This is a genomic window from Frankia sp. CgJB1 (assembly GCF_977947065.1).
The window spans coordinates 1-17,175 of sequence record NZ_CDWTNB010000083.1 but is presented as its reverse complement, the minus strand read 5'-3'; the positions used below and the strand labels follow the sequence as shown (position 1 = coordinate 17,175).

18 protein-coding genes are annotated in these 17,175 nt (G+C 70.6%); 10 read left to right on the top strand and 8 right to left on the bottom strand.

Features of this window, described 5'->3' with window-relative positions:
* The first annotated feature begins 194 nt into the window (after positions 1-194).
* Positions 195-1,019, top strand: coding sequence for a hypothetical protein (locus AC08OT_RS11375; protein WP_476594020.1), 825 nt, complete (start codon positions 195-197; stop codon positions 1,017-1,019).
* 70 nt (positions 1,020-1,089) lie between these two features.
* On the opposite strand, the gene AC08OT_RS11370 is transcribed toward AC08OT_RS11375, so the two are convergent.
* Together AC08OT_RS11370 and AC08OT_RS11365 are read right to left on the bottom strand one after the other, a co-directional pair.
* On the bottom strand, positions 1,090-1,992 hold the full coding sequence (locus tag AC08OT_RS11370; protein ID WP_462188274.1) for an AEC family transporter: 903 nt from the start codon (positions 1,990-1,992) through the stop codon (positions 1,090-1,092).
* A 102-nt stretch (positions 1,993-2,094) separates the two neighbouring features.
* Positions 2,095-2,307, bottom strand: a complete 213-nt coding sequence (locus AC08OT_RS11365; protein ID WP_462188273.1) for a hypothetical protein — start codon at positions 2,305-2,307, stop codon at positions 2,095-2,097.
* A 203-nt stretch (positions 2,308-2,510) separates the two neighbouring features.
* Here AC08OT_RS11365 and AC08OT_RS11360 point away from each other — a divergent pair, with 203 nt between their 5' ends.
* The gene (locus tag AC08OT_RS11360; protein WP_476602802.1) at positions 2,511-3,767 is read left to right on the top strand and encodes an alkane 1-monooxygenase; all 1,257 of its coding nucleotides are present in this window, start codon (positions 2,511-2,513) and stop codon (positions 3,765-3,767) included.
* Positions 3,768-3,822: 55 nt separating this feature from the next.
* Here the strand turns inward: AC08OT_RS11360 and AC08OT_RS11355 are convergent, their stop codons facing one another.
* The gene (locus AC08OT_RS11355) at positions 3,823-4,584 is read right to left on the bottom strand and encodes a lysophospholipid acyltransferase family protein (RefSeq protein WP_476594018.1); all 762 of its coding nucleotides are present in this window, start codon (positions 4,582-4,584) and stop codon (positions 3,823-3,825) included.
* A gap of 227 nt (positions 4,585-4,811) precedes the next feature.
* Between AC08OT_RS11355 and AC08OT_RS11350 the strand changes: the two genes are divergently transcribed.
* On the top strand, positions 4,812-5,504 hold the full coding sequence (locus AC08OT_RS11350; RefSeq protein WP_476594017.1) for a M50 family metallopeptidase: 693 nt from the start codon (positions 4,812-4,814) through the stop codon (positions 5,502-5,504).
* A gap of 84 nt (positions 5,505-5,588) precedes the next feature.
* Positions 5,589-6,641 carry an SOS response-associated peptidase gene (locus tag AC08OT_RS11345; RefSeq protein WP_476594016.1) on the top strand — a complete coding sequence of 351 codons (1,053 nt, stop codon included), beginning with the start codon at positions 5,589-5,591 and terminating at the stop codon, positions 6,639-6,641.
* Here the strand turns inward: AC08OT_RS11345 and AC08OT_RS11340 are convergent.
* The 3 genes from AC08OT_RS11340 to AC08OT_RS11330 form a co-directional block, all read right to left on the bottom strand.
* Positions 6,632-7,195 carry an HdeD family acid-resistance protein gene (locus AC08OT_RS11340; RefSeq protein WP_476594015.1) on the bottom strand — a complete coding sequence of 188 codons (564 nt, stop codon included), beginning with the start codon at positions 7,193-7,195 and terminating at the stop codon, positions 6,632-6,634. The two genes, AC08OT_RS11345 and AC08OT_RS11340, sit on opposite strands and share 10 nt — an antisense overlap.
* Positions 7,196-7,402: 207 nt before the next feature.
* Positions 7,403-7,597 (bottom strand): ferredoxin, encoded by a 195-nt coding sequence (locus AC08OT_RS11335; protein WP_476594014.1) that lies wholly within the window; start codon positions 7,595-7,597, stop codon positions 7,403-7,405.
* Positions 7,598-7,869: 272 nt separating this feature from the next.
* Positions 7,870-8,331 (bottom strand): hypothetical protein, encoded by a 462-nt coding sequence (locus AC08OT_RS11330; protein ID WP_476594926.1) that lies wholly within the window; start codon positions 8,329-8,331, stop codon positions 7,870-7,872.
* A 6-nt stretch (positions 8,332-8,337) separates the two neighbouring features.
* On the opposite strand from AC08OT_RS11330, the gene AC08OT_RS11325 reads away from it, so the two are divergent.
* From AC08OT_RS11325 to AC08OT_RS11310, 4 genes are read left to right on the top strand one after another with little or no spacing between them, the layout of a single operon-like run.
* The gene (locus AC08OT_RS11325) at positions 8,338-9,069 is read left to right on the top strand and encodes a ComEA family DNA-binding protein (RefSeq protein ID WP_476602801.1); all 732 of its coding nucleotides are present in this window, start codon (positions 8,338-8,340) and stop codon (positions 9,067-9,069) included.
* A gap of 22 nt (positions 9,070-9,091) precedes the next feature.
* The gene (locus AC08OT_RS11320; RefSeq protein ID WP_476602803.1) at positions 9,092-11,752 is read left to right on the top strand and encodes a ComEC/Rec2 family competence protein; all 2,661 of its coding nucleotides are present in this window, start codon (positions 9,092-9,094) and stop codon (positions 11,750-11,752) included.
* A gap of 1 nt (position 11,753) precedes the next feature.
* Entirely contained in the window at positions 11,754-12,758 is a 1,005-nt protein-coding gene (gene holA, locus AC08OT_RS11315) for a DNA polymerase III subunit delta (RefSeq protein WP_476594922.1), read from the top strand.
* Positions 12,755-13,093, top strand: coding sequence for a hypothetical protein (locus tag AC08OT_RS11310; RefSeq protein ID WP_476594921.1), 339 nt, complete (start codon positions 12,755-12,757; stop codon positions 13,091-13,093). Before holA ends, AC08OT_RS11310 begins: the two co-directional genes overlap by 4 nt.
* 79 nt (positions 13,094-13,172) lie before the next feature.
* Here AC08OT_RS11310 and rpsT read toward each other — a convergent pair whose 3' ends face one another.
* Positions 13,173-13,442, bottom strand: a complete 270-nt coding sequence (gene rpsT, locus AC08OT_RS11305; RefSeq protein WP_462188090.1) for a 30S ribosomal protein S20 — start codon at positions 13,440-13,442, stop codon at positions 13,173-13,175.
* Positions 13,443-13,712: 270 nt separating this feature from the next.
* On the opposite strand from rpsT, the gene lepA reads away from it, so the two are divergent.
* Entirely contained in the window at positions 13,713-15,557 is a 1,845-nt protein-coding gene (gene lepA, locus AC08OT_RS11300; RefSeq protein ID WP_476592133.1) for a translation elongation factor 4, read from the top strand.
* A gap of 60 nt (positions 15,558-15,617) precedes the next feature.
* On the opposite strand, the gene AC08OT_RS11295 is transcribed toward lepA, so the two are convergent.
* Entirely contained in the window at positions 15,618-15,782 is a 165-nt protein-coding gene (locus AC08OT_RS11295) for a hypothetical protein (RefSeq protein ID WP_462188092.1), read from the bottom strand.
* 225 nt (positions 15,783-16,007) lie between these two features.
* Between AC08OT_RS11295 and hemW the strand changes: the two genes are divergently transcribed.
* Positions 16,008-17,175 (top strand): radical SAM family heme chaperone HemW (gene hemW / locus AC08OT_RS11290; RefSeq protein WP_476592131.1); only part of this gene is annotated, 1,168 nt, incomplete at its 3' end.

Genomic DNA, 17,175 nt, shown 5'->3' with positions numbered 1-17,175 from the left:
TTACAACTCAACTGATCACAAAAGTCGGGTTGGAGTACTAGACTGCCAGGAATGCTCCGGGGTCGGATCTGCCGTGGTGACCGGGCCCAGCGGCCTAAGGTGGCCGGACGCGACCGAGCAGGAGCCGGACTGGACCGAACCGGCGTGGTGTGTCCGGTCGTCAGGCACATCCGCGCGGCGGAAGGTGACACGGGATGATCGAAGCGCAGGGATTCACGGCCTCACCGGGGCATACTGACCTCGGACGGCCTGGCAGCGGTCTGGACGCCATCGACGTGCGCCGGATTGAGGCCGTGTGCGCGCCGCTGCGCGCGTTGCACACCGAGGGTCTCCTCGCCGGCCTGTTCGACGGCCTCGACGAGGCGGCGGCCCTCGTTGATCTGGTGACACGGTACTGTGTCCTGGACCACGCGGCGCTGCTGATCGCCGTGGACGACTTCGAGGCCGCGCTCGCGGCGTTGCCCGCTCTCGGCGTGCGGCCGAGCACGCTGGTGCCCAGCGTCATCGTGAAGGCCCGGCTGGCCGAGCGCTACGCGGTGCGCGCGGAGCTGCTCGACGTGCGTCTCACCCACGCCGCGCTGCGGTCCAGTGCGGGCGCGGACCGCACGTTGGAGATCTTCATGCTCCGGCGGACACCTGGGCTACCGGCCGGGCTCATCGAGCAGGAACGCGTGTTCGAGCTCGAGCGGCACTTCGCGATGCGGCTCCCGGACCCAAATCCGGTCATCATCGAGGGACTGCGCTGGGTGTTGCGGACCCGGGCCGAGTTCCACTGGGACGGTGGCGGCTACAACCCGCATGACCGGCCGGCTGCCGGAGGTACGAACGTGCTGTACTTTTTGCGTCTCGCGCCGGACGGTAAGGGAGGTGTCCGCCGCGAGCGGCTGGAAATCAAGTTCTTCGGCGATTTCTCCGCCATCGCGGACACACATCTCGCCCCGTGCGCCGACGGCGCGCCCGCGTGGGAGGTGTCGCCCGGTGCGCCGCACGCATGGTCAACCCGCCCACGTAGGCTGTGATCAGCACGCCGGGCGCCCGCCGCAGCGGTGACTCCACTGGAGGACGAGCACGACTCAGGCCTCCACCTCCTCAGGCCCCGAGGAGTAGCGCCCAGACCGCCAGGCTCACGAACGATAGCGGAACCCCGACTCCCACCAGCAGGCTTGGCAACGGTGCCGCGAGTTCGTGACGGGCGGCGATGAGTGCGCCGGCGACCATCGGGGGCATCGCCACCTCGAAGAGGGCCACCCGCACGTCATGATCTCTGACGGTCCCCGTCAGTGCGTAGATCCCCACCACGAGCGCGGGCGCGGCGACCAGCTTGATGCCGAGGCCGAGGGCCAGCTCTCGCCACCACACCCGGACCGCACGCACCTGGAGTTGCAGACCGATGGAGAACAGGGCGAGTGGGGTGAGGGTGCCACCAAGCGACCCCAGTGCGGCGTTCAGCCAGTCCGGGAACGTCACCGGCCGCAGGACGAGCGCGGCTACCAGGGCGATCAGCGCCGGAGCGGTGAAGACCCGACGGGCGAGCTCGGCGCGGGAAAGCGATGCGCCGGCACTGATCGTGACCGTCCCGAGGACCACCGTGTTCAGCAGCAGGAAGGAACCGAGCTGATCCACGAGCACGGCGACCGGGACCGACGACGCGCCGAAGAAGGCGGTCACCATCGGGAGGCCGACGAAGCTTGTGTTCGCCACTGCGGTTGTGGCGATCAGAGCGACGACGACCTCCCGCGGCATCCGCAACGCTCGTCCGGCCAGCACGTAGCCGGCCGTCGTCAGGACGAAGAGCAGATAGGGCGCGGCGATGACGAGCGCGAGGTTCGGCGGGAAGACGATGCCGTGCATGGCGCGCAGCGTCAGAGCGGGCAGGGCCACGTCCAGCAGCCAGATGTTGATCACATGGGCGGTGTCCGCGGGCAGTCGTCCGCGGTGCCGGACCCCGATGCCCGCCACCAGGCCGACGAGGAGCACGATCAGTGCGGACATTCGGCCATCGTGGCAGCCGGGGTTCCCGGAAGGCGCCGGGATGCGCCGGGCGTGGGACAGGCCACGCGGCCGGCCTGGGGCGGGGACCGGTGCGCGGATGGATCACGGCCGGTGGGTCCGGCGGCGCCGGTGCCGTCGCAGTAGCCGGGGCAGCAGGATGTTGGCGGCGAACAGCACGGCGGCGAGGACGTAGTTGCCCGCACCCAGCCGTTCCTGGCCGGGCAGGGGAAGCAGCGTGTACGTGATCAGAACAACGGCGGACAGCAGCAGGGTGCCGACCATCACCCCGCCGATCCAGGGGGGCGAGTCGGTCATCGAACGGGACCGCCGGCCCGCGGGCGACGGCGTCACGCCACCTGTTTGCACGGGTCTTGCTCCTCGATGTGACCGGCGTTCTGTTGTCAGCGTATATGACACGTGGCAGGCTCACTGTCCAGTTGTGGTGCGCCGTCAGGGGTTTTCGCCCCCTGGTGGCGGTCGGCGCGGTCGGCGGTCCAGCCGGCAAATCGGAGGTACCGATGGCGGCACCTGTCCTCACCGCGCCCGGCGGCCTCGCCTGGCGGGACGGCAAGCGGTACATGTGGCTCACCGCAATCATCGTCCCGTTGCTGGCCATCGTGGGATACGGACTGTGGCATCGAACGGGTGTCGGGCTGTACTGGTGGATCACCCCGCTCTTCGTCTTCGTCCTGGTTCCGCTGCTCGACATGACCACACCGCCGGATCCGGTCAATCCACCGGAGGAGATCCGGGCCGCGCTGGAGACCGACCGTTACTACCGCCGGTGCACGTATCTCTACCTGCCGCTGGCGGGCGTCGGCCTGGTGCTGGGCGCCTCGGCCTGGGCGAACGGCGACCTGTTGTGGTCCGCCCGGATCGGAGTGGTGGTGTCGGTCGGCACCGTGACCGGGGTGGGCATCACCACCGCGCACGAGCTCGGCCACAAGCGAGGGATTTTCGAGCGGTGGTTGGCGAGGTTGATGCTGGCGCCGACCGCGTACGGTCACTTCTCCGTAGAGCACAACCGGGGCCATCACGTGCGGGTAGCGACGGCGGCGGACCCGGCGAGTGCCCGGTTGGGGGAGAGCTTCTGGCGGTTCTGGCCGCGGACCGTCGTCGGTAGTCTGCGTTCCGCCTGGTCGCTGGAGGCCGCCCGGCTGCGGTTGCGCGGCCGACGGATCTGGTCGGTGCGCAACGAGGTCGTGCTCGGCTGGTTGCTCACCGCAGTGTTGTTCGCGACGCTGGCCGTCGCGTTCGGGCCGGCCGTGCTCGTCTTCCTCGTCGCCCAGGCGGCCTTCGGGTTCACCTTGTTGGAGGGGATCAACTACATCGAGCACTACGGCCTGGCCCGGGAGCTGACCCCGAGCGGGCGTTATGAGAAGGTCGATCCCCGGCACAGCTGGAACAGCGATGCCGTGATCAGCAATCTGGCGCTCTATCAGTTGCAGCGACACAGCGACCACCACGCCAACCCGACCCGGCGCTACCAGGCACTGCGGTCCTTCGAGGCCTCTCCCCAGCTACCGGCGGGGTACGCTACGCTCCTGCTCGCGGCGTATCTCCCGCCGGTGTGGTTTCGGCTGATGGACGACCGCGTTGTCGAGCATTACGGCGGGGACGTCACCCGGGCGAACCTGCACCCCGTGCGCCGGGCCGCTCTGCTGACCCGGTACCGGCCGCCGTCCGGTACCGAGGCCGTCCGGTACCGAGGCCGACGGGCCTCCGTCCCGGGGCGGTGCTCGTGGGTGAGCACTTCCTCGAAGAACGCACGGTAACCGCGCAGAGTCGTCCGTGGGATCGCCGGTCGGCAAGGGTTCCGACGGGGATCTGTCAGCTTTGGCCGGATTCCTCGGAGGTGCTCTGCTTGGCGGCGGCGTCCTGATCGGCCGGCCGAGGAGGAGCCGAGCCACCGAGATGCGCGGGCAGCCACCAGTCCGGCTCGCCCGGCGCGGGCCGCGGGTAGCGGCGCTGCGCATCGTCGAGCAGCTCGTTCATCATCTTCTCCAGCAGCGCCGTGCCGTCGCGGCCCTTACCCAGTTCCGTGGGCTGGACGGGCCTGCCTACCGTGATCGAGACGCGGACGCCGATCGCGTCCCGCAGGCTGAAGGGCCGTCCCTTGGTGAAAATGCGCTGGCTGCCCCAGAGAATCACCGGGATCACCGGTACCTTCGTGTGAGCGGCCATCCGGGCCGCCCCGGTCTTGAATGTCGCCAGACAGTAACTCGGGCTGATCGTCGCCTCGGGGAAGACGCCCACGAGTTCCCCGGCTCGCAGTGCGTCGAGGGCGTGGCGCAGAGACGCCGCGCCGGCCTCCCGGTCGACCGGGATGTGGTGCATGCCGCGCATGAGCGGCCCGCTGATCCGGTGGTCGAAGACTGCCTTCTTGGCCATGAACCGGACCAGCCGACGCTCCGCGATCCAGAACGGCAGACCCGCGAGCGCGAAGTCCAGGTACGAGACGTGATTGATCAGGACGATGCCGCCCCCCGATGCCGGGATGTTCTCCGTGCCCTGGATGTCAAGACGCAGGCGCAGTGCGCCGAAAAGTCCCCGCACCATGCTGACCACCGGCCGGTAGACGTACTCCGCCACGACGGGCCACTCCTCGATGTTCCTCGCGGTCTCACCGGTGTGCCGAATGCGACACGACCTTACCCCCACCCCCTGACACCGGTCGTCGTGGATGTCCGGCGATACCGCGGTCCGGTTTCACCGGAAGGCGACGTCGCGTGCGGGCGGGGGGCAGGATCGATGATGTTCGTATCAGACGTCTGTGGAGGAGCGGGACCAACCGCGCGGATGAGGGAGAGAGAACGGAAATGGAGATTCTGCGCCGGGGCATCGCGGCGCAGCCGGCGCCGCCGCAGTGGGTGCTCGTCGTTGCCGCGATTCTGGCGGCCCTGACGGTACTCAGCGACCGCCTATGGCCGATATCTAGATATGTGATAACAATTGCACACGAAGGTGGACATGCCCTGGCCGCGGTCGCGACCGGGCGCCGCCTGGCTGGCGTTCGGCTGCATTCGGACACCTCCGGAGTGACCGTGTCCTCCGGGCGGCCGACCGGTGCGGGTGTCGTCGTGACCGTCGCCGCCGGCTACACGGCACCGTCCCTGCTCGGTCTCGGAGCTGCGGGCCTGCTGGCCACCGGCCGGACGAGTCTGCTGCTGCAGTTGTGCGTGGCGCTGCTGCTGGCGATGCTGCTCGTGATCCGCAACGGTTTCGGGGCCCTGTCCGTGCTAGGGAGTACCGCGGGAATCCTGGCGGTCTCCTGGTTCGCGCCGCAGAGCGTGCGCGCCGGATTCGCCGCGTACATTGCGTGCTTCCTGCTGCTGGGCGCGATCCGCCCGGTGATCGAGGTGCAGCGGGGGCGCCGTCGGCGCCGGGCCGGGGATTCCGATCCGGATCAGCTCGCACGGCTGACCGGACTGCCCCCGACGCTCTGGGTCGGGTTCTTCGGCCTGGTCAATCTCGGCGCGCTGGCCGGTGGCCTCGCCGCGCTGTTCGGGTGACTTTCGCGTTTGGGCGACCCTCGCGTTCGGGCGACCTCCGCGCGGAACCTGCGACCTGTCGGACCCGGGTGCCACGCTGGCGCCATGTGCGGTCGGTACACCCAGAAGCTGAAGACCGACGACCTCGCCGCGGCGATGTCCGCTCACGACGAGACTGCCGGCGCGGTGACGGAGAACTACAACGTGGCGCCCACCTCGACGATGCCGATCGTCGTCGCCGAGCCGCGTGAGCTCCCGGACGGCGCTTTTCGGGGTGAGGCGCACCTCCCTCCGGCCGGGAAGCCGCCTCCGGCCGGCCGGACCGAGCGGGTCCTTCGCCTCGCGACCTGGGGGCTGGTGCCGTCCTGGGCCAAGGACCGGACGATCGGCGCAAAGATGATCAATGCGCGGTCGGAGACGGCGGCGACCAAGCCGGCGTTCCGGTCGGCCTTCGCCGCACGGCGCTGCCTCGTCCCGGCGACCGGGTTCTACGAGTGGTTCCATCCGGGTGGCGGCTCGCGGCGGGGGCAACCCTTCTACATCCGTCCCGCGGGCCATCCCGCAACCGGCGGGATCTTCGCGTTCGCGGGTCTCTACGAGGTCTGGCGCCGGGGTGAGGCCCCGCTGGTGACCTTCACGATCCTCACGACCGGAGCCGCCGCGGGGCTGGAGTTCCTGCACGACCGCTCGCCGGTGATCCTGCCCGAGGCCGCCTGGGATCGCTGGATGGATCCCTCGGTCCGCGATCCCGCCGCGTTCGCCTCGCTGCTGCGGCCGGCGCCGGCCGGGGTGGTCGCGGCGCATCCGGTCGCAGCCGAGGTGGGCAGTGTCCGGAACAAGGGTCGTCATCTCATCGATCCCGTCGAGATCGATCCGGTGGTCGCCGCGGCCGTCGCGCAGGCGGGCGGGCGGCTCTCGCGGTGGACCCGGAGCGGTCCGGTGGTTCCGTCGGCGGTGGTGCCGGTTCGTCCGCGCGGGTGGGCGGCACCGTCGATCTGTCGTTGTTCGGTATCGACCCGGTTGATACCCCCGTCAATGCCCCGGGCAAAGGCACTGCCGCCGGGCCGGGAGGCGGGTGACCCGGCGGGCGCGCTCGGCAATCGCGGGTTGATCCGCCGGAAATCCGGAGAACGGATGGTCGCCGGAGGTCAGGAGTGACCGCGCGGGCGAAGCGCGAGCCCGAGCGCGATCTCGGTGACGCCGGTGACGATCAGTTGGATTCCGAAGATCACCGCTAGTGCCATGATCGTCGCTTCCGGCCAGGTCAGCGCCAGTACGCCGAGGACGATACTGAGCGCGGCCAGGATGAGCGGACCGGCGATGCCGCGACCGGTCCCGCGCGAGGATCTGCTCGCCCAGGTCACCAGGGCCCGGACGACCCCGGTGATGATCAGTATCGCGCCGACGAGCAGCGCGACGACTCGGAGGGTGGCTCCCGGCCACAGCAGCACGATGACGCCGCCGACCGCAAGCATGATCCCAAACAGGGCAGTCCCCGCGGTGTTCTCTGACCGGACCGCGGCGATCGTCTCGCTGATGCCGGAGAGCACGAGTGCCACTCCGGCGAGGACCGCCAGTGTGCCGGCGGTCGCGAAGGGGTTCGTGATCAGTAGAAGTCCCAGCACGGTGACCGCCGCACCGAGCAGGAGCAACGCCGGCCACAGCGTGCTGGGGGCTTGCTGACGTCGGTGCTGCCGGTAGATCGTGGCCATCGAGGCACCTCCCCGGGTTGGGGCTCCGCCCGGAAATGCGCGGGCCGCTCTCGTCAGAAGGTCTCTACCCGGTTCTGGTGAGCCGCTACCGCGACTCATACTCCCGGCCGGCTGCCGGCGGGGTTGGTGCGCCGTGGAGGGTTCGAGCGGTCGGATCCGTTTCGGAGGCGTGCCCTCCAGGGAGTCGGACCGACCGCCACGCCGTGATCAGCTATCGGAGATATTGATCGCCTCGGTTGGGCAGGAGTCGACAGCCTCCTGGATGTCGTCCCACCTGGCGTCGTCGGGTTCCTCGTCGAGGAGGTAGAGGAAGCCGTCGTCGCGGATCTCGAACACGTCCGGGACGAGACGGACACAGGTTCCGCTGCTCGCGCAGCGGTCGTGGTCGACAATCACGCGCATCGGCGCACCTCCCAGTGGTGCTCCCACAATCAGTGTCGAGCGGACCTTACCGCCGAGCCCATGGCTGCGACAGAACCGGGACCCCGGCAGGCCACTGGGCGGGGGCTGTGGACGACGGGCGGCTGTCCACAGGACGGCGGCAAGCGGAGCGGGAGCCGCCGTGATCGATCTACGGTCCAGTCATGGTCGAATCCACCCCTGGTCCCGGGTACCCGCCGCCGGCCCCGCCGCCGCGCTTCCCCGTCCGCGCATTTCCGTCTGAACCGTCCGTTTCATCGCGATGGCCATCGCTGGACCTGCTGCCGTCGGACGACGCCACCGTGCCGCTGCGTCCGCCGGACCCACCAGTAGACGGCTCGGCTGGTGGATCCCGCCGCGTTCGCGACGCCACGTTCACCAAAGACGAGCAGGAGATCGGTGGCGACAAGTCCGACCTGGTCGGGATTCGCGAGGGCGTGTTCCTCGATGAGGACCGGGCCGCCGACGGATGGGCCGCGGACGAGCTTGCGGCGGACGGGGCCGATCTTGATCGGCCGGTCGCCGGTCGAACGGATCGGCGCCGCCCGCTCCACCCCCATCCAGTCCACCCCCGTCCGGGGCGCGAGATGGACGATGGCGAGGACGAAGGCGGCCGGGGACCTGATCGCGGGCCATCGGCTGGCCGGACGGCGCCGGGAGTTCCGCGGGGCGATCTGGTCGGCGTCATCCGCAGGCGGCTTCCAGCTACGCTGCATGGCATCGTGGTGGCGCCGGCAGCCCGGGCCGCCCTCGTTCTCGCGTTGGTCGCCCTCGCCGCCGCGCTCATGACCGCCTGGTTCTCCTGGCAGCACCGCCCGGTACCGCTCGCCTCCTCCGAGGTCGGTACCCTCCGGACGGGGGAGTCGGCGGCGGCTGGCAACGCCCGGTCGGACCACTCGGACCACGGGGCCACCGGTCCCACCTCCGCCATGGATACGAACGTGGCCTCGGCACCGACGACCAGGGCCGCCCGCACCGGGGCGAGCGGCAAGGTGGTGGTCGACGTCGCCGGCCGGGTGGCCCGGCCGGGTGTCGTCCGGCTCCCGGCGGGCGCGCGTGTGGTGGATGCGATCGAACGCGCCGGGGGAGCGCTCCCGGGCACCGACACGACCGGCCTTGCCCTGGCCCGGATGTTGGTCGACGGGGAACAGGTCCTCGTCGATGGCAGGCCCGGCCCGGCGCCGCCTGGGCAACCCGCAGGTACCGGCCTCGGGCCCGTCGGCGGGAGCACCGCGAGCGCCGCCGGTTCCACCGCGGCGACCGGTCCGATCGACCTGAACGCCGCGACCGCCGAGCAGCTTGACGGTCTGCCCGGGGTTGGGCCCGTGCTGGCTCGCCGCATCGTCGAGTGGCGCACGGCGCACGGGCCCTTCCGGTCGCCCGAGCAGCTCGCGGAGGTGACCGGAGTCGGCGACAAGCGGCTGGCCGATCTGCTGCCATTGCTGAAGGTTTGACGCTCCGGTGGTCGACGTCGGGATGGAGACGGGACTCGCGCTGCCGGAACGGCCGTCCGGGGCTTCCCGTCCGATGGACGCCCGGCTGGTGGGCCCGGCGGTCATGGCCTGGGCCGGCGCGGCGGTTGCCGGCACCTGGCCGCCGTCCGTTCCGTTGCTGGGCGCCGCCGGTGCGGTGCTCGTCGCGGCTCCGGTGTTCCTGCTGGTCCGGGTCCGCCCGCGGGGCGCTCGGCCGACTCGCCCAGGACCGGGCGGCGATCGGGCCGAGGTGGCTACGGGCGGGTCCCGTCCGTCGCAGTCGCAGTCGCAGTCGCAGTCGCCGGTGCCGTCGCAGCCGCGTAGCGCGCCGCTCACCCGGGGCGTCGGGTGGCGCTCCGCCGTCGCCGTCGTCGTTCTCACGGCCCTCGTCTTCCTGGCCGCCGGGTTTTTCGCGGGTGGACTGGCGGCTCGTCCACGTGACAGCGGCCCGCTCGCCGATCTGGTCCGGCATGGCCGTCTGGTCACAGCCGAGGTCGTCGTCACCGACGATCCCCGCGCCACCTCCTCGTCCACCGCGGTCCGGACGGGAACCGGGCCCGGAGCCGGAGAGGGGGCCGGGGAGGGGGCTGGCGGCGCCGATCGCGTGACCTTCGTGATCTCCGTCCGGGCGGAGCGCCTCACCGCGCCCCCGGCGGATCTGCGGGTCCGGGCCCCGATGGTTCTGCTCGCGCGGGGCGGCGGTTGGGGCGCTCTGCTGCCCAGCCAGCACCTGGTCGTCTCCGGCAGGCTCGCCGAACCTCGGGTCGGTGACACCGTGGCCGCCGTTCTGTTCGCCAACGGCCCACCGCGGACCCGCGGCGGGCCCACCATGATCCAACGAATCGCCGGGGGGCTACGGGCCGGGCTGCGTCGAGCCGCTGGGGGACTGCCCGAACCGCGTCGCGGGCTGCTACCCGGCCTCGTGGTCGGCGACGTCTCCGGGCTCGACGACGCGGTGCGCGCGGACTTCCGCGCCGCCGGAATGTCCCATCTGACGGCCGTGTCCGGTAGCAACGTCGCCATCGTGACGGCCTCGGCGCTCTACCTCATGGGATGGACCGGGCGTGGGTCACGGTCGCGCGCCGCGGTGGGAGCCCTCGCCCTCGTCGGGTTCGTCGTGCTCGCCCGGCCCTCGGCCAGCGTGCTGCGTGCCGGGGCGATGGGTCTGGTCGGCCTGCTCGGGCTCGCCATTGGCCGTCCCAGGGCGGTGCTGCCCTCCCTGGCGGCGAGCGTGATCGTCTTAGTCCTGGTGGATCCCGCGCTCGCCCTCTCGGTCGGCTTCGCGCTGTCCGTCCTCGCCACGGCCGGAATGATCGTTTTTGCGCCGGGCTGGCGGGACGCGCTCGCTCGGCGGCTGCCGGCGCGGATCGCCGAGGTGCTCGCCGTCGCGGCCGCCGCCCAGCTGGCGTGCACCCCGGTGTTGGCCTGGACCGGTGGGGGGCTGAGCCTCGTGGCGGTGCCCGCGAACGTCTTGGCCGTGCCCGCCGTCGCACCGGCGACCGTGCTGGGGGTACTGACGCTGGTCGTGGCGGCGGTGTCGCCGTCAGCAGCCGGGCTGCTCGCGCACCTCGCCGATCTGCCGTGCTGGTGGCTGGTGACGGTCGCCGGCCGGTGCGCCGATCTTCCTGCCGCGACGCTGCCGTGGCCCACGGGGGTGATGGGAGCGGGCGCGGTCGCCGGTGTCGCCGGGCTTGTGGTGGCGACGCTGCGGAGGCGGGTGCCGCGGCGACTGGTCGCCGCGGCCCTGGTCGGCCTGCTCCTGGCGCGATGCGCCGTTGCCGGGCGGCTGGCGCCGTGGCCGCCGCCCGGCTGGCGCCTGGTCGCCTGCGACGTCGGTCAGGGCGACGCCCTCGTGCTGTCGGCGGGACCGGGCACCGCGGTGCTGGTCGATGCCGGCCCCGATCCGGCCCTGCTGACCCGCTGCCTCTCCGACCTCGGCGTGCGACGGATACCGGTGGTCATTCTCAGTCACTTCCACGCCGATCACGTCGAGGGGCTGCCGGCCGTGCTCGGCCGGCTTCCGGTGGGGGAGGTACTCAGCAGCCCGCTGGGGGAACCCGTTCTCCAGTGGCATCGGGTCCAACAGTGGACCCGGCGGGCCGGTGTGCCGCTGCGGACGGCCGTCATCGACTCCCGGGCACGGGTGGGGGCGGTCTCCTGGACCGTCCTGGCTCCGCGCACCGTGTTGCACGGCACCGAGAGCGATCCCAACAACGCGAGCCTGGTGCTCTCCGCACGGGTGGGGGAGGTGACCATCCTGCTCACCGGGGATGTGGAGCCGCCGGCCCAGCGGATGTTGACCGGCAGGCCGGGGGATCGGACGGCTCTACGAGCCGACGTGCTCAAGGTGCCCCATCACGGCGCCGCGGATCAGGACGTCACCTTCCTCGCGGCGACCGGGGCCCGATTTGCCCTGATCAGTGTCGGCACCGGGAACAGCTATGGTCATCCCGCGCGGTCCACCCTGCGGACGCTGCGCCGGTCCGGCATGGCCGTCGCCCGGACCGACCGCGACGGCGCGGTGGCGGTGGTCGCCGCGGCGGCACCCGCCGGGTCCGCCGAGTCCGGGTCCGCCGAGTCCGGGTCGCCGGCGGGAGCCGCCTCCGGGTCGGGGGCGCGGGTCCGCGTCTCGGTGGTGCTCCGCCGGCCTGGGGGCGGATCGTGACATGCTCACCTGCGTGTCCTCCTCTGAACTGCCGCCGCTCGTCCTCGTCACCGGCGACGAGGATCTACTCGTCGGTCGAGCCGTGCGCGGGGTTCTCGACGCGGCTCGGGCCCGTGATCCCGACGTCGAGGTCGTCGACCGGGCGGCCGGTGAGCTCAGCGAAGCCGATCTGATCGACCTCGGCGCCACCTCGATGTTCGGAGGTGGCCGGGTGATGGTCGTCCGTGGCACGCAGGACCTCGCCGAGGATCTGCGTGACGCGTTGCTGGAGTACATCGGTCGTCCGCTCGACGACGTCGTGCTCGTCGTCGTCCACAGCGGAGCGGTGAAGAACCGCAAACTCGCGGACGCGATGAAGGCCGCGGGAGCGCGGGTCGTGCCAGCAGTGAAGATCACCAAGCCGCGGGAGCGTCACGATTTCGTCGTCGCCGAAGTGCGGCGTCTCGGCGGCCGGGTCAGCGAGGGCGCGGTGCGCGCCCTGCTCGACGCGGTCGGCGGTGATCTGCGTGAGCTCGCCGCCGTTTGCGATCAGCTCGTGGCCGACACCGACGGGCTGCTCGACGAGGCCGCGGTGGCCCGTTTCCACCGGGGCCGGGCCGAGGCCAGCGGGTTCGCCGTCGCGGACGCGATCATCGGCGGCGACCTGCCGCAGGCGTTGACGCTGCTGCGTCAGTCCCTGGAGGGGGGTACCGCGGCCGTACTGGTCTCCAGTGCCGTCGCCGGTGGTCTGCGTGACCTCGCCCGGGTGGCGTCCGCGGGTCCTGGCTCGAAGTGGGATCTCGCCCGAGCCCTGGGCATGCCGGACTGGAAGGTCGAGAAGGCGCAGCGCTCCGCCCGAGCCTGGTCGGACCGGGGTCTCGGCCAGGCCCTGCGGGCGGCCGCCGAGGCCGACGCTGGCGTCAAGGGCACTGCGGTCGACGCCGGTTACGCCTTGGAGAAACTGTTGCGCGAGGTCGCCGTGGCCAGGTCGGGTGGGCGGGCCCGGGCGGCCGGGAGCCGGGGATGACCGACGGTCCGGGAGCCGGTGCCGGCCTCGTCGTGGCTCCCCAGCCGGCCGTCGACCCTGACGCCCCGCCGCCGGGCGGCTGGTTCGGCCTGCGGGTGCTACCTGCGGGCTGGATGCGGGGACTGCTCATGATCGTGACTGGGCTGGTCACGGTGGTGATTGCACTTGGTGATCTTGCGAGCGCCTGGGTGGTCGGTGTCCTCCCGCTGACCGTCGGCGCGATGGTTGCCTATCACGAGGTGCTTGAGCGGCTGATCCGGCCGGACGACGTCTCGGCGGAACCGGCCCCCCCACTGCAGCCCGGAGCCCGTTCCATGCCGTGCAGCGGGCTCTGACCGGACGAGAGGCCTGACCGGCGGGTGGACACGCGGAAAGGCCGGGACGCCTGCGGCGCTCCGGCTGTAGGAAGACGACTCAGCTGGCGGCCAAGTCGGCATGCGCGCGAGCCAGTGCCGACTTCTTGTTGGCGGCCTGGTTGGCGTGAATGACACCCTTGCTGACGGCCTTGTCCAGCTTACGGGACGCGATCCGCAGCGTCTCGTCGGCGCGCTCGACGTCACCGGCCTCCACGGCGTCGCGGAAGCGACGCACGTGCGTCTTGAGTTCCGACTTCACAGCTTTGTTGCGCAGCCGCCGCTTCTCGTTGGTGAGGTTGCGCTTGATCTGCGACTTGATGTTGGCCACGCGGGAGAACCTCTGATTTGTCGAGTCGGGGTGGTGCGGACAGTTTATAGTACGCGCCGCACGGAATGGCGAGCAGATCATGACCGGACGACGATACGGCCCGTCACGGATGCGGTCCGTCACGGACGGCACTCAGATTATCAAACCCCCGCGCGCCGGCGCACCGGCGCACCGGCGCGCGCGGCTCCTGGCACGATGAAGGTGGTCGACCCAGATCTCGGCATGGGCGGCTCCACCGTGATCACCGCGAGCGAAACGAGAACTCTCCGCGTGTCCACAGCCCCGCACCTGGCGCCCGGCGCCGACCCGGCGATGATCCGCAACTTCTGCATCATCGCCCACATCGACCACGGCAAGTCGACCCTTGCCGATCGGATGCTTGGTGTGACCGGTGTCGTGGAGGCGCGCAACATGCGCGCGCAGTATCTCGACCGCATGGACATCGAGCGTGAGCGTGGGATCACCATCAAGGCCCAGAACGTGCGCCTGCCATGGCGGGCCGACGATGGTCGGGACTACATCCTGCATCTCATCGACACGCCGGGCCACGTTGACTTCAGTTACGAGGTGAGCCGTTCGCTCGCGGCCTGCGAGGGCGCGGTGCTGCTGGTCGACGCGGCCCAGGGCATCGAAGCGCAGACTCTGGCGAACCTGTACCTGGCGATTGAGAACGACCTGACCATCGTTCCGGTACTCAACAAGATCGATCTTCCGGCGGCCCAGCCGGAGAAGTACGCCGAGGAGATCGCGACGATTATCGGCTGCGAACCGGGCGAGGTGCTCCGCGTGTCCGGCAAGACCGGCCAGGGGGTGCCGGAGCTGCTCAACGAGATCGTGCGCCGGGTGCCCGCCCCGGTCGGCGATCCGGACGGTCCGGCTCGTGCGATGATCTTCGACAGCGTCTACGACATCTACCGCGGCGTCATCACCTATGTACGGGTGGTCGATGGCACGCTGACCACCCGCGACCGGTGTCTGATGATGTCGACCGGCGCGAGCCACGAGACCCTCGAGGTAGGTGTCATCTCGCCGGACCCCCATCCGACCGGGTCGCTGTCGGTCGGCGAGGTCGGCTACGTCATCCCTGGGGTCAAGGACGTCCGGCAGGCCCGGGTCGGCGACACCATCACCACTACCCGGCGGCCGGCGACGGAGATGCTCGGTGGCTATCGGGATCCGTTGCCGATGGTGTACTCCGGGCTGTATTCGATCGACAGCAGCGAGTATCCCGCGCTGCGCGAGGCTCTCGACAAGCTTCAGCTCAACGACGCCGCCCTGACCTACGAACCGGAAACCTCCGCGGCACTGGGGTTCGGATTCCGGTGCGGCTTCCTGGGCCTGCTGCATCTGGAGATCGTCCGGGAGCGGTTGGAGCGCGAGTTCAACCTCACCCTCATCTCCACGGCCCCGAACGTCGTCTACCGGGTGGTCATGGAGGACCTTTCCGAGGTCACAGTGACCAATCCCAGTGACTGGCCGGGTGGGAAGATCGCCGAGGTGTACGAGCCCGTCGTCGAGGCGATGATGCTGCTGCCGACCGGCTTCGTCGGGGCGGTGATGGAACTGTGCCAGGGCCGGCGCGGCGTCCTGAAGGGGATGGACTATCTGTCGACCGACCGGGTGGAACTCAAGTACACGTTGCCCCTCGGTGAGATCATCTTCGACTTCTTCGACGCCCTGAAGTCCAGGACCCGGGGCTATGCCAGCCTCGACTACGAGCCGGCGGGGGAGCAGCTGGCCGATCTGGTGAAGGTCGACATCCTGTTGCAGGGGGAGACCGTCGATGCCTTCTCGGCAATCGTGCACCGTGAGAAGGCCTACGCTTACGGCGTGTCCATGACGACCAAGCTGCGCGAGCTGATTCCGCGTCAGCAGTTCGAGGTGCCGATCCAGGCGGCGATCGGCAGCCGGATCATCGCGCGGGAGAACATCCGCGCCATCCGCAAGGACGTGCTCGCCAAGTGCTACGGCGGCGACATCACCCGCAAGCGCAAGCTGCTCGAGAAGCAGAAGGAGGGCAAGAAGCGGATGAAGACGATCGGTCGGGTCGAGGTGCCACAGGAGGCCTTCATCGCGGCGCTGTCCACGGACACCGGCAAGCCGGCGGTGAAGTGAGTCCGGTGCGGGGCCGACGCGGGACCGTGGCGCCATCTGTCTGTTCGGCCGCTCGGCCGCTCAGCCGGTCGGCAGGGGGGTGGCCGGGAGACGGATCGGTTCGGTGGCCGGTTCGGAGAACGACAGGCCCGCGACGGGGGCGGCGGCGCTGGAACGGTACACGGTGGTTCGGGGTGGGAGCAGTTCGAAGATCTCGTCGAGAACGGCCCTGGCGTCGTCGTCCATGACCGGATCTTTTCGCACCGACGTCGATCGGTCCACGGTGAACCACCCATATTTTCCCTTCTGTGCCCAACGATGACAAAATGTCATTATACTTGGCCAGCTTCGCCGAAGCGGGTATTCCGGCCTTATCTCCAGGTGGTCCTCGTGTGGCCATCCTTGGCCCGCCGACGCGGTTGACAAACGTAGCGTTGCCGCGAGAGCACACGTTGGGGGCACACTGGGGGCATGCCACAAAAGCCTCCCGACGGCTCGCCTCCGCCGGACGACGGTGCCCTCCCGGCTGCCGCGCTGGCCGAGGTGACCCGGCGACCGTTCGGGGTCTACGTGCATGTGCCCTACTGTGCGGCGCGCTGCGGCTACTGCGACTTCAACACCTACACGGCGGCCGACCTGGGCGGCGCACTGGTGTCGTCGGTGGGCCTCACGACGTTCGTCGACATCGCGACCGGCGAGGTCCGGCTCGCGCGTACCGTGCTTGGTGAGCAGGAGCTCGTGATCTCCACGGTCTTCGTCGGTGGCGGCACGCCGACCCTGTTGACCGCTGACGATCTCGGGCGGCTGTTGCGGATCCTGGACGACGGGTTCGGGTTGGCGCCCGACGCGGAGATCACTACCGAGGCGAATCCGGAGTCGGTGGATCCGGCGCAACTGGAGCAGCTGCGCGCCGCCGGTTACACCCGGATCTCCTTTGGCATGCAGAGTAGCCGTCCGCACGTCCTCGCCGCCCTGGACCGGCGGCACACCCCCGGCCGCGTGCCCGAGGTGATGCGCTGGGCCCGCAAGGCCGGCTTTGACCAGGTCAGCCTGGACCTCATCTACGGGGCTCCGGGCGAGTCGGAGGCGGACTGGGCGGCGAGCCTGGACGCGGCGATCCAGCTCGGCCCGGACCACGTCAGTGCCTACGCGCTGACGGTTGAGGAGGGCACGAAACTGTCCCGTCGGGTCCGCCGGGGCGAGCTGCTCGAACCCGACGACGACCTGCTTGCCGACCGCTACCTGCAGGCCGATGACGCTCTGTGCGCGGCCGGCCTGACCAGCTACGAGGTCAGCAACTGGTCGCGGGGGGCCGGTACCTGGTGCCGGCATAATCTGGGGTACTGGCGCGGAGATCACTGGTGGGGGATCGGTCCGGGCGCGCACAGCCACGTCGGCGGGGTGCGATGGTGGAACGTGCGTCATCCGGCGGAGTACGCGGCCCGGCTGGGGGCCGGGCGCAGTCCCGCGGCCGCCCGGGAGGAGCTCGACGCGCAGGCCCGCAGGGTCGAGCGGGTCATGCTGGGCGTCCGGTTGGCCGAGGGACTGGCCGTCGGTGAGCTGGACGGGGCCGGCCGGGAGGCCGCCGCCGGGCTCGCGAAGTCCGGCCTGGTGGAACTCGGTGCCCTGGAGTTCGGCC

Excerpts from the sequence above, each read along its gene's own strand:
- AC08OT_RS11350 (WP_476594017.1), top strand. The coding sequence starts at position 4,812 with ATGGAGATTCTGCGCCGGGGCATCGCGGCGCAGCCGGCGCCGCCGCAG.
- AC08OT_RS11330 (WP_476594926.1), bottom strand. The coding sequence starts at position 8,331 with ATGCAGCGTAGCTGGAAGCCGCCTGCGGATGACGCCGACCAGATCGCC.
- AC08OT_RS11335 (WP_476594014.1), bottom strand. The coding sequence starts at position 7,597 with ATGCGCGTGATTGTCGACCACGACCGCTGCGCGAGCAGCGGAACCTGT.
- AC08OT_RS11295 (WP_462188092.1), bottom strand. The coding sequence starts at position 15,782 with ATGGACGACGACGCCAGGGCCGTTCTCGACGAGATCTTCGAACTGCTC.
- holA (WP_476594922.1), top strand. The coding sequence starts at position 11,754 with ATGCTCACCTGCGTGTCCTCCTCTGAACTGCCGCCGCTCGTCCTCGTC.
- AC08OT_RS11365 (WP_462188273.1), bottom strand. The coding sequence starts at position 2,307 with ATGACCGACTCGCCCCCCTGGATCGGCGGGGTGATGGTCGGCACCCTG.
- AC08OT_RS11340 (WP_476594015.1), bottom strand. The coding sequence starts at position 7,195 with ATGGCCACGATCTACCGGCAGCACCGACGTCAGCAAGCCCCCAGCACG.
- AC08OT_RS11345 (WP_476594016.1), top strand. The coding sequence starts at position 5,589 with ATGTGCGGTCGGTACACCCAGAAGCTGAAGACCGACGACCTCGCCGCG.
- AC08OT_RS11370 (WP_462188274.1), bottom strand. The coding sequence starts at position 1,992 with ATGTCCGCACTGATCGTGCTCCTCGTCGGCCTGGTGGCGGGCATCGGG.
- AC08OT_RS11320 (WP_476602803.1), top strand. The coding sequence starts at position 9,092 with ATGGAGACGGGACTCGCGCTGCCGGAACGGCCGTCCGGGGCTTCCCGT.
- AC08OT_RS11310 (WP_476594921.1), top strand. The coding sequence starts at position 12,755 with ATGACCGACGGTCCGGGAGCCGGTGCCGGCCTCGTCGTGGCTCCCCAG.
- AC08OT_RS11360 (WP_476602802.1), top strand. The coding sequence starts at position 2,511 with ATGGCGGCACCTGTCCTCACCGCGCCCGGCGGCCTCGCCTGGCGGGAC.
- AC08OT_RS11375 (WP_476594020.1), top strand. The coding sequence starts at position 195 with ATGATCGAAGCGCAGGGATTCACGGCCTCACCGGGGCATACTGACCTC.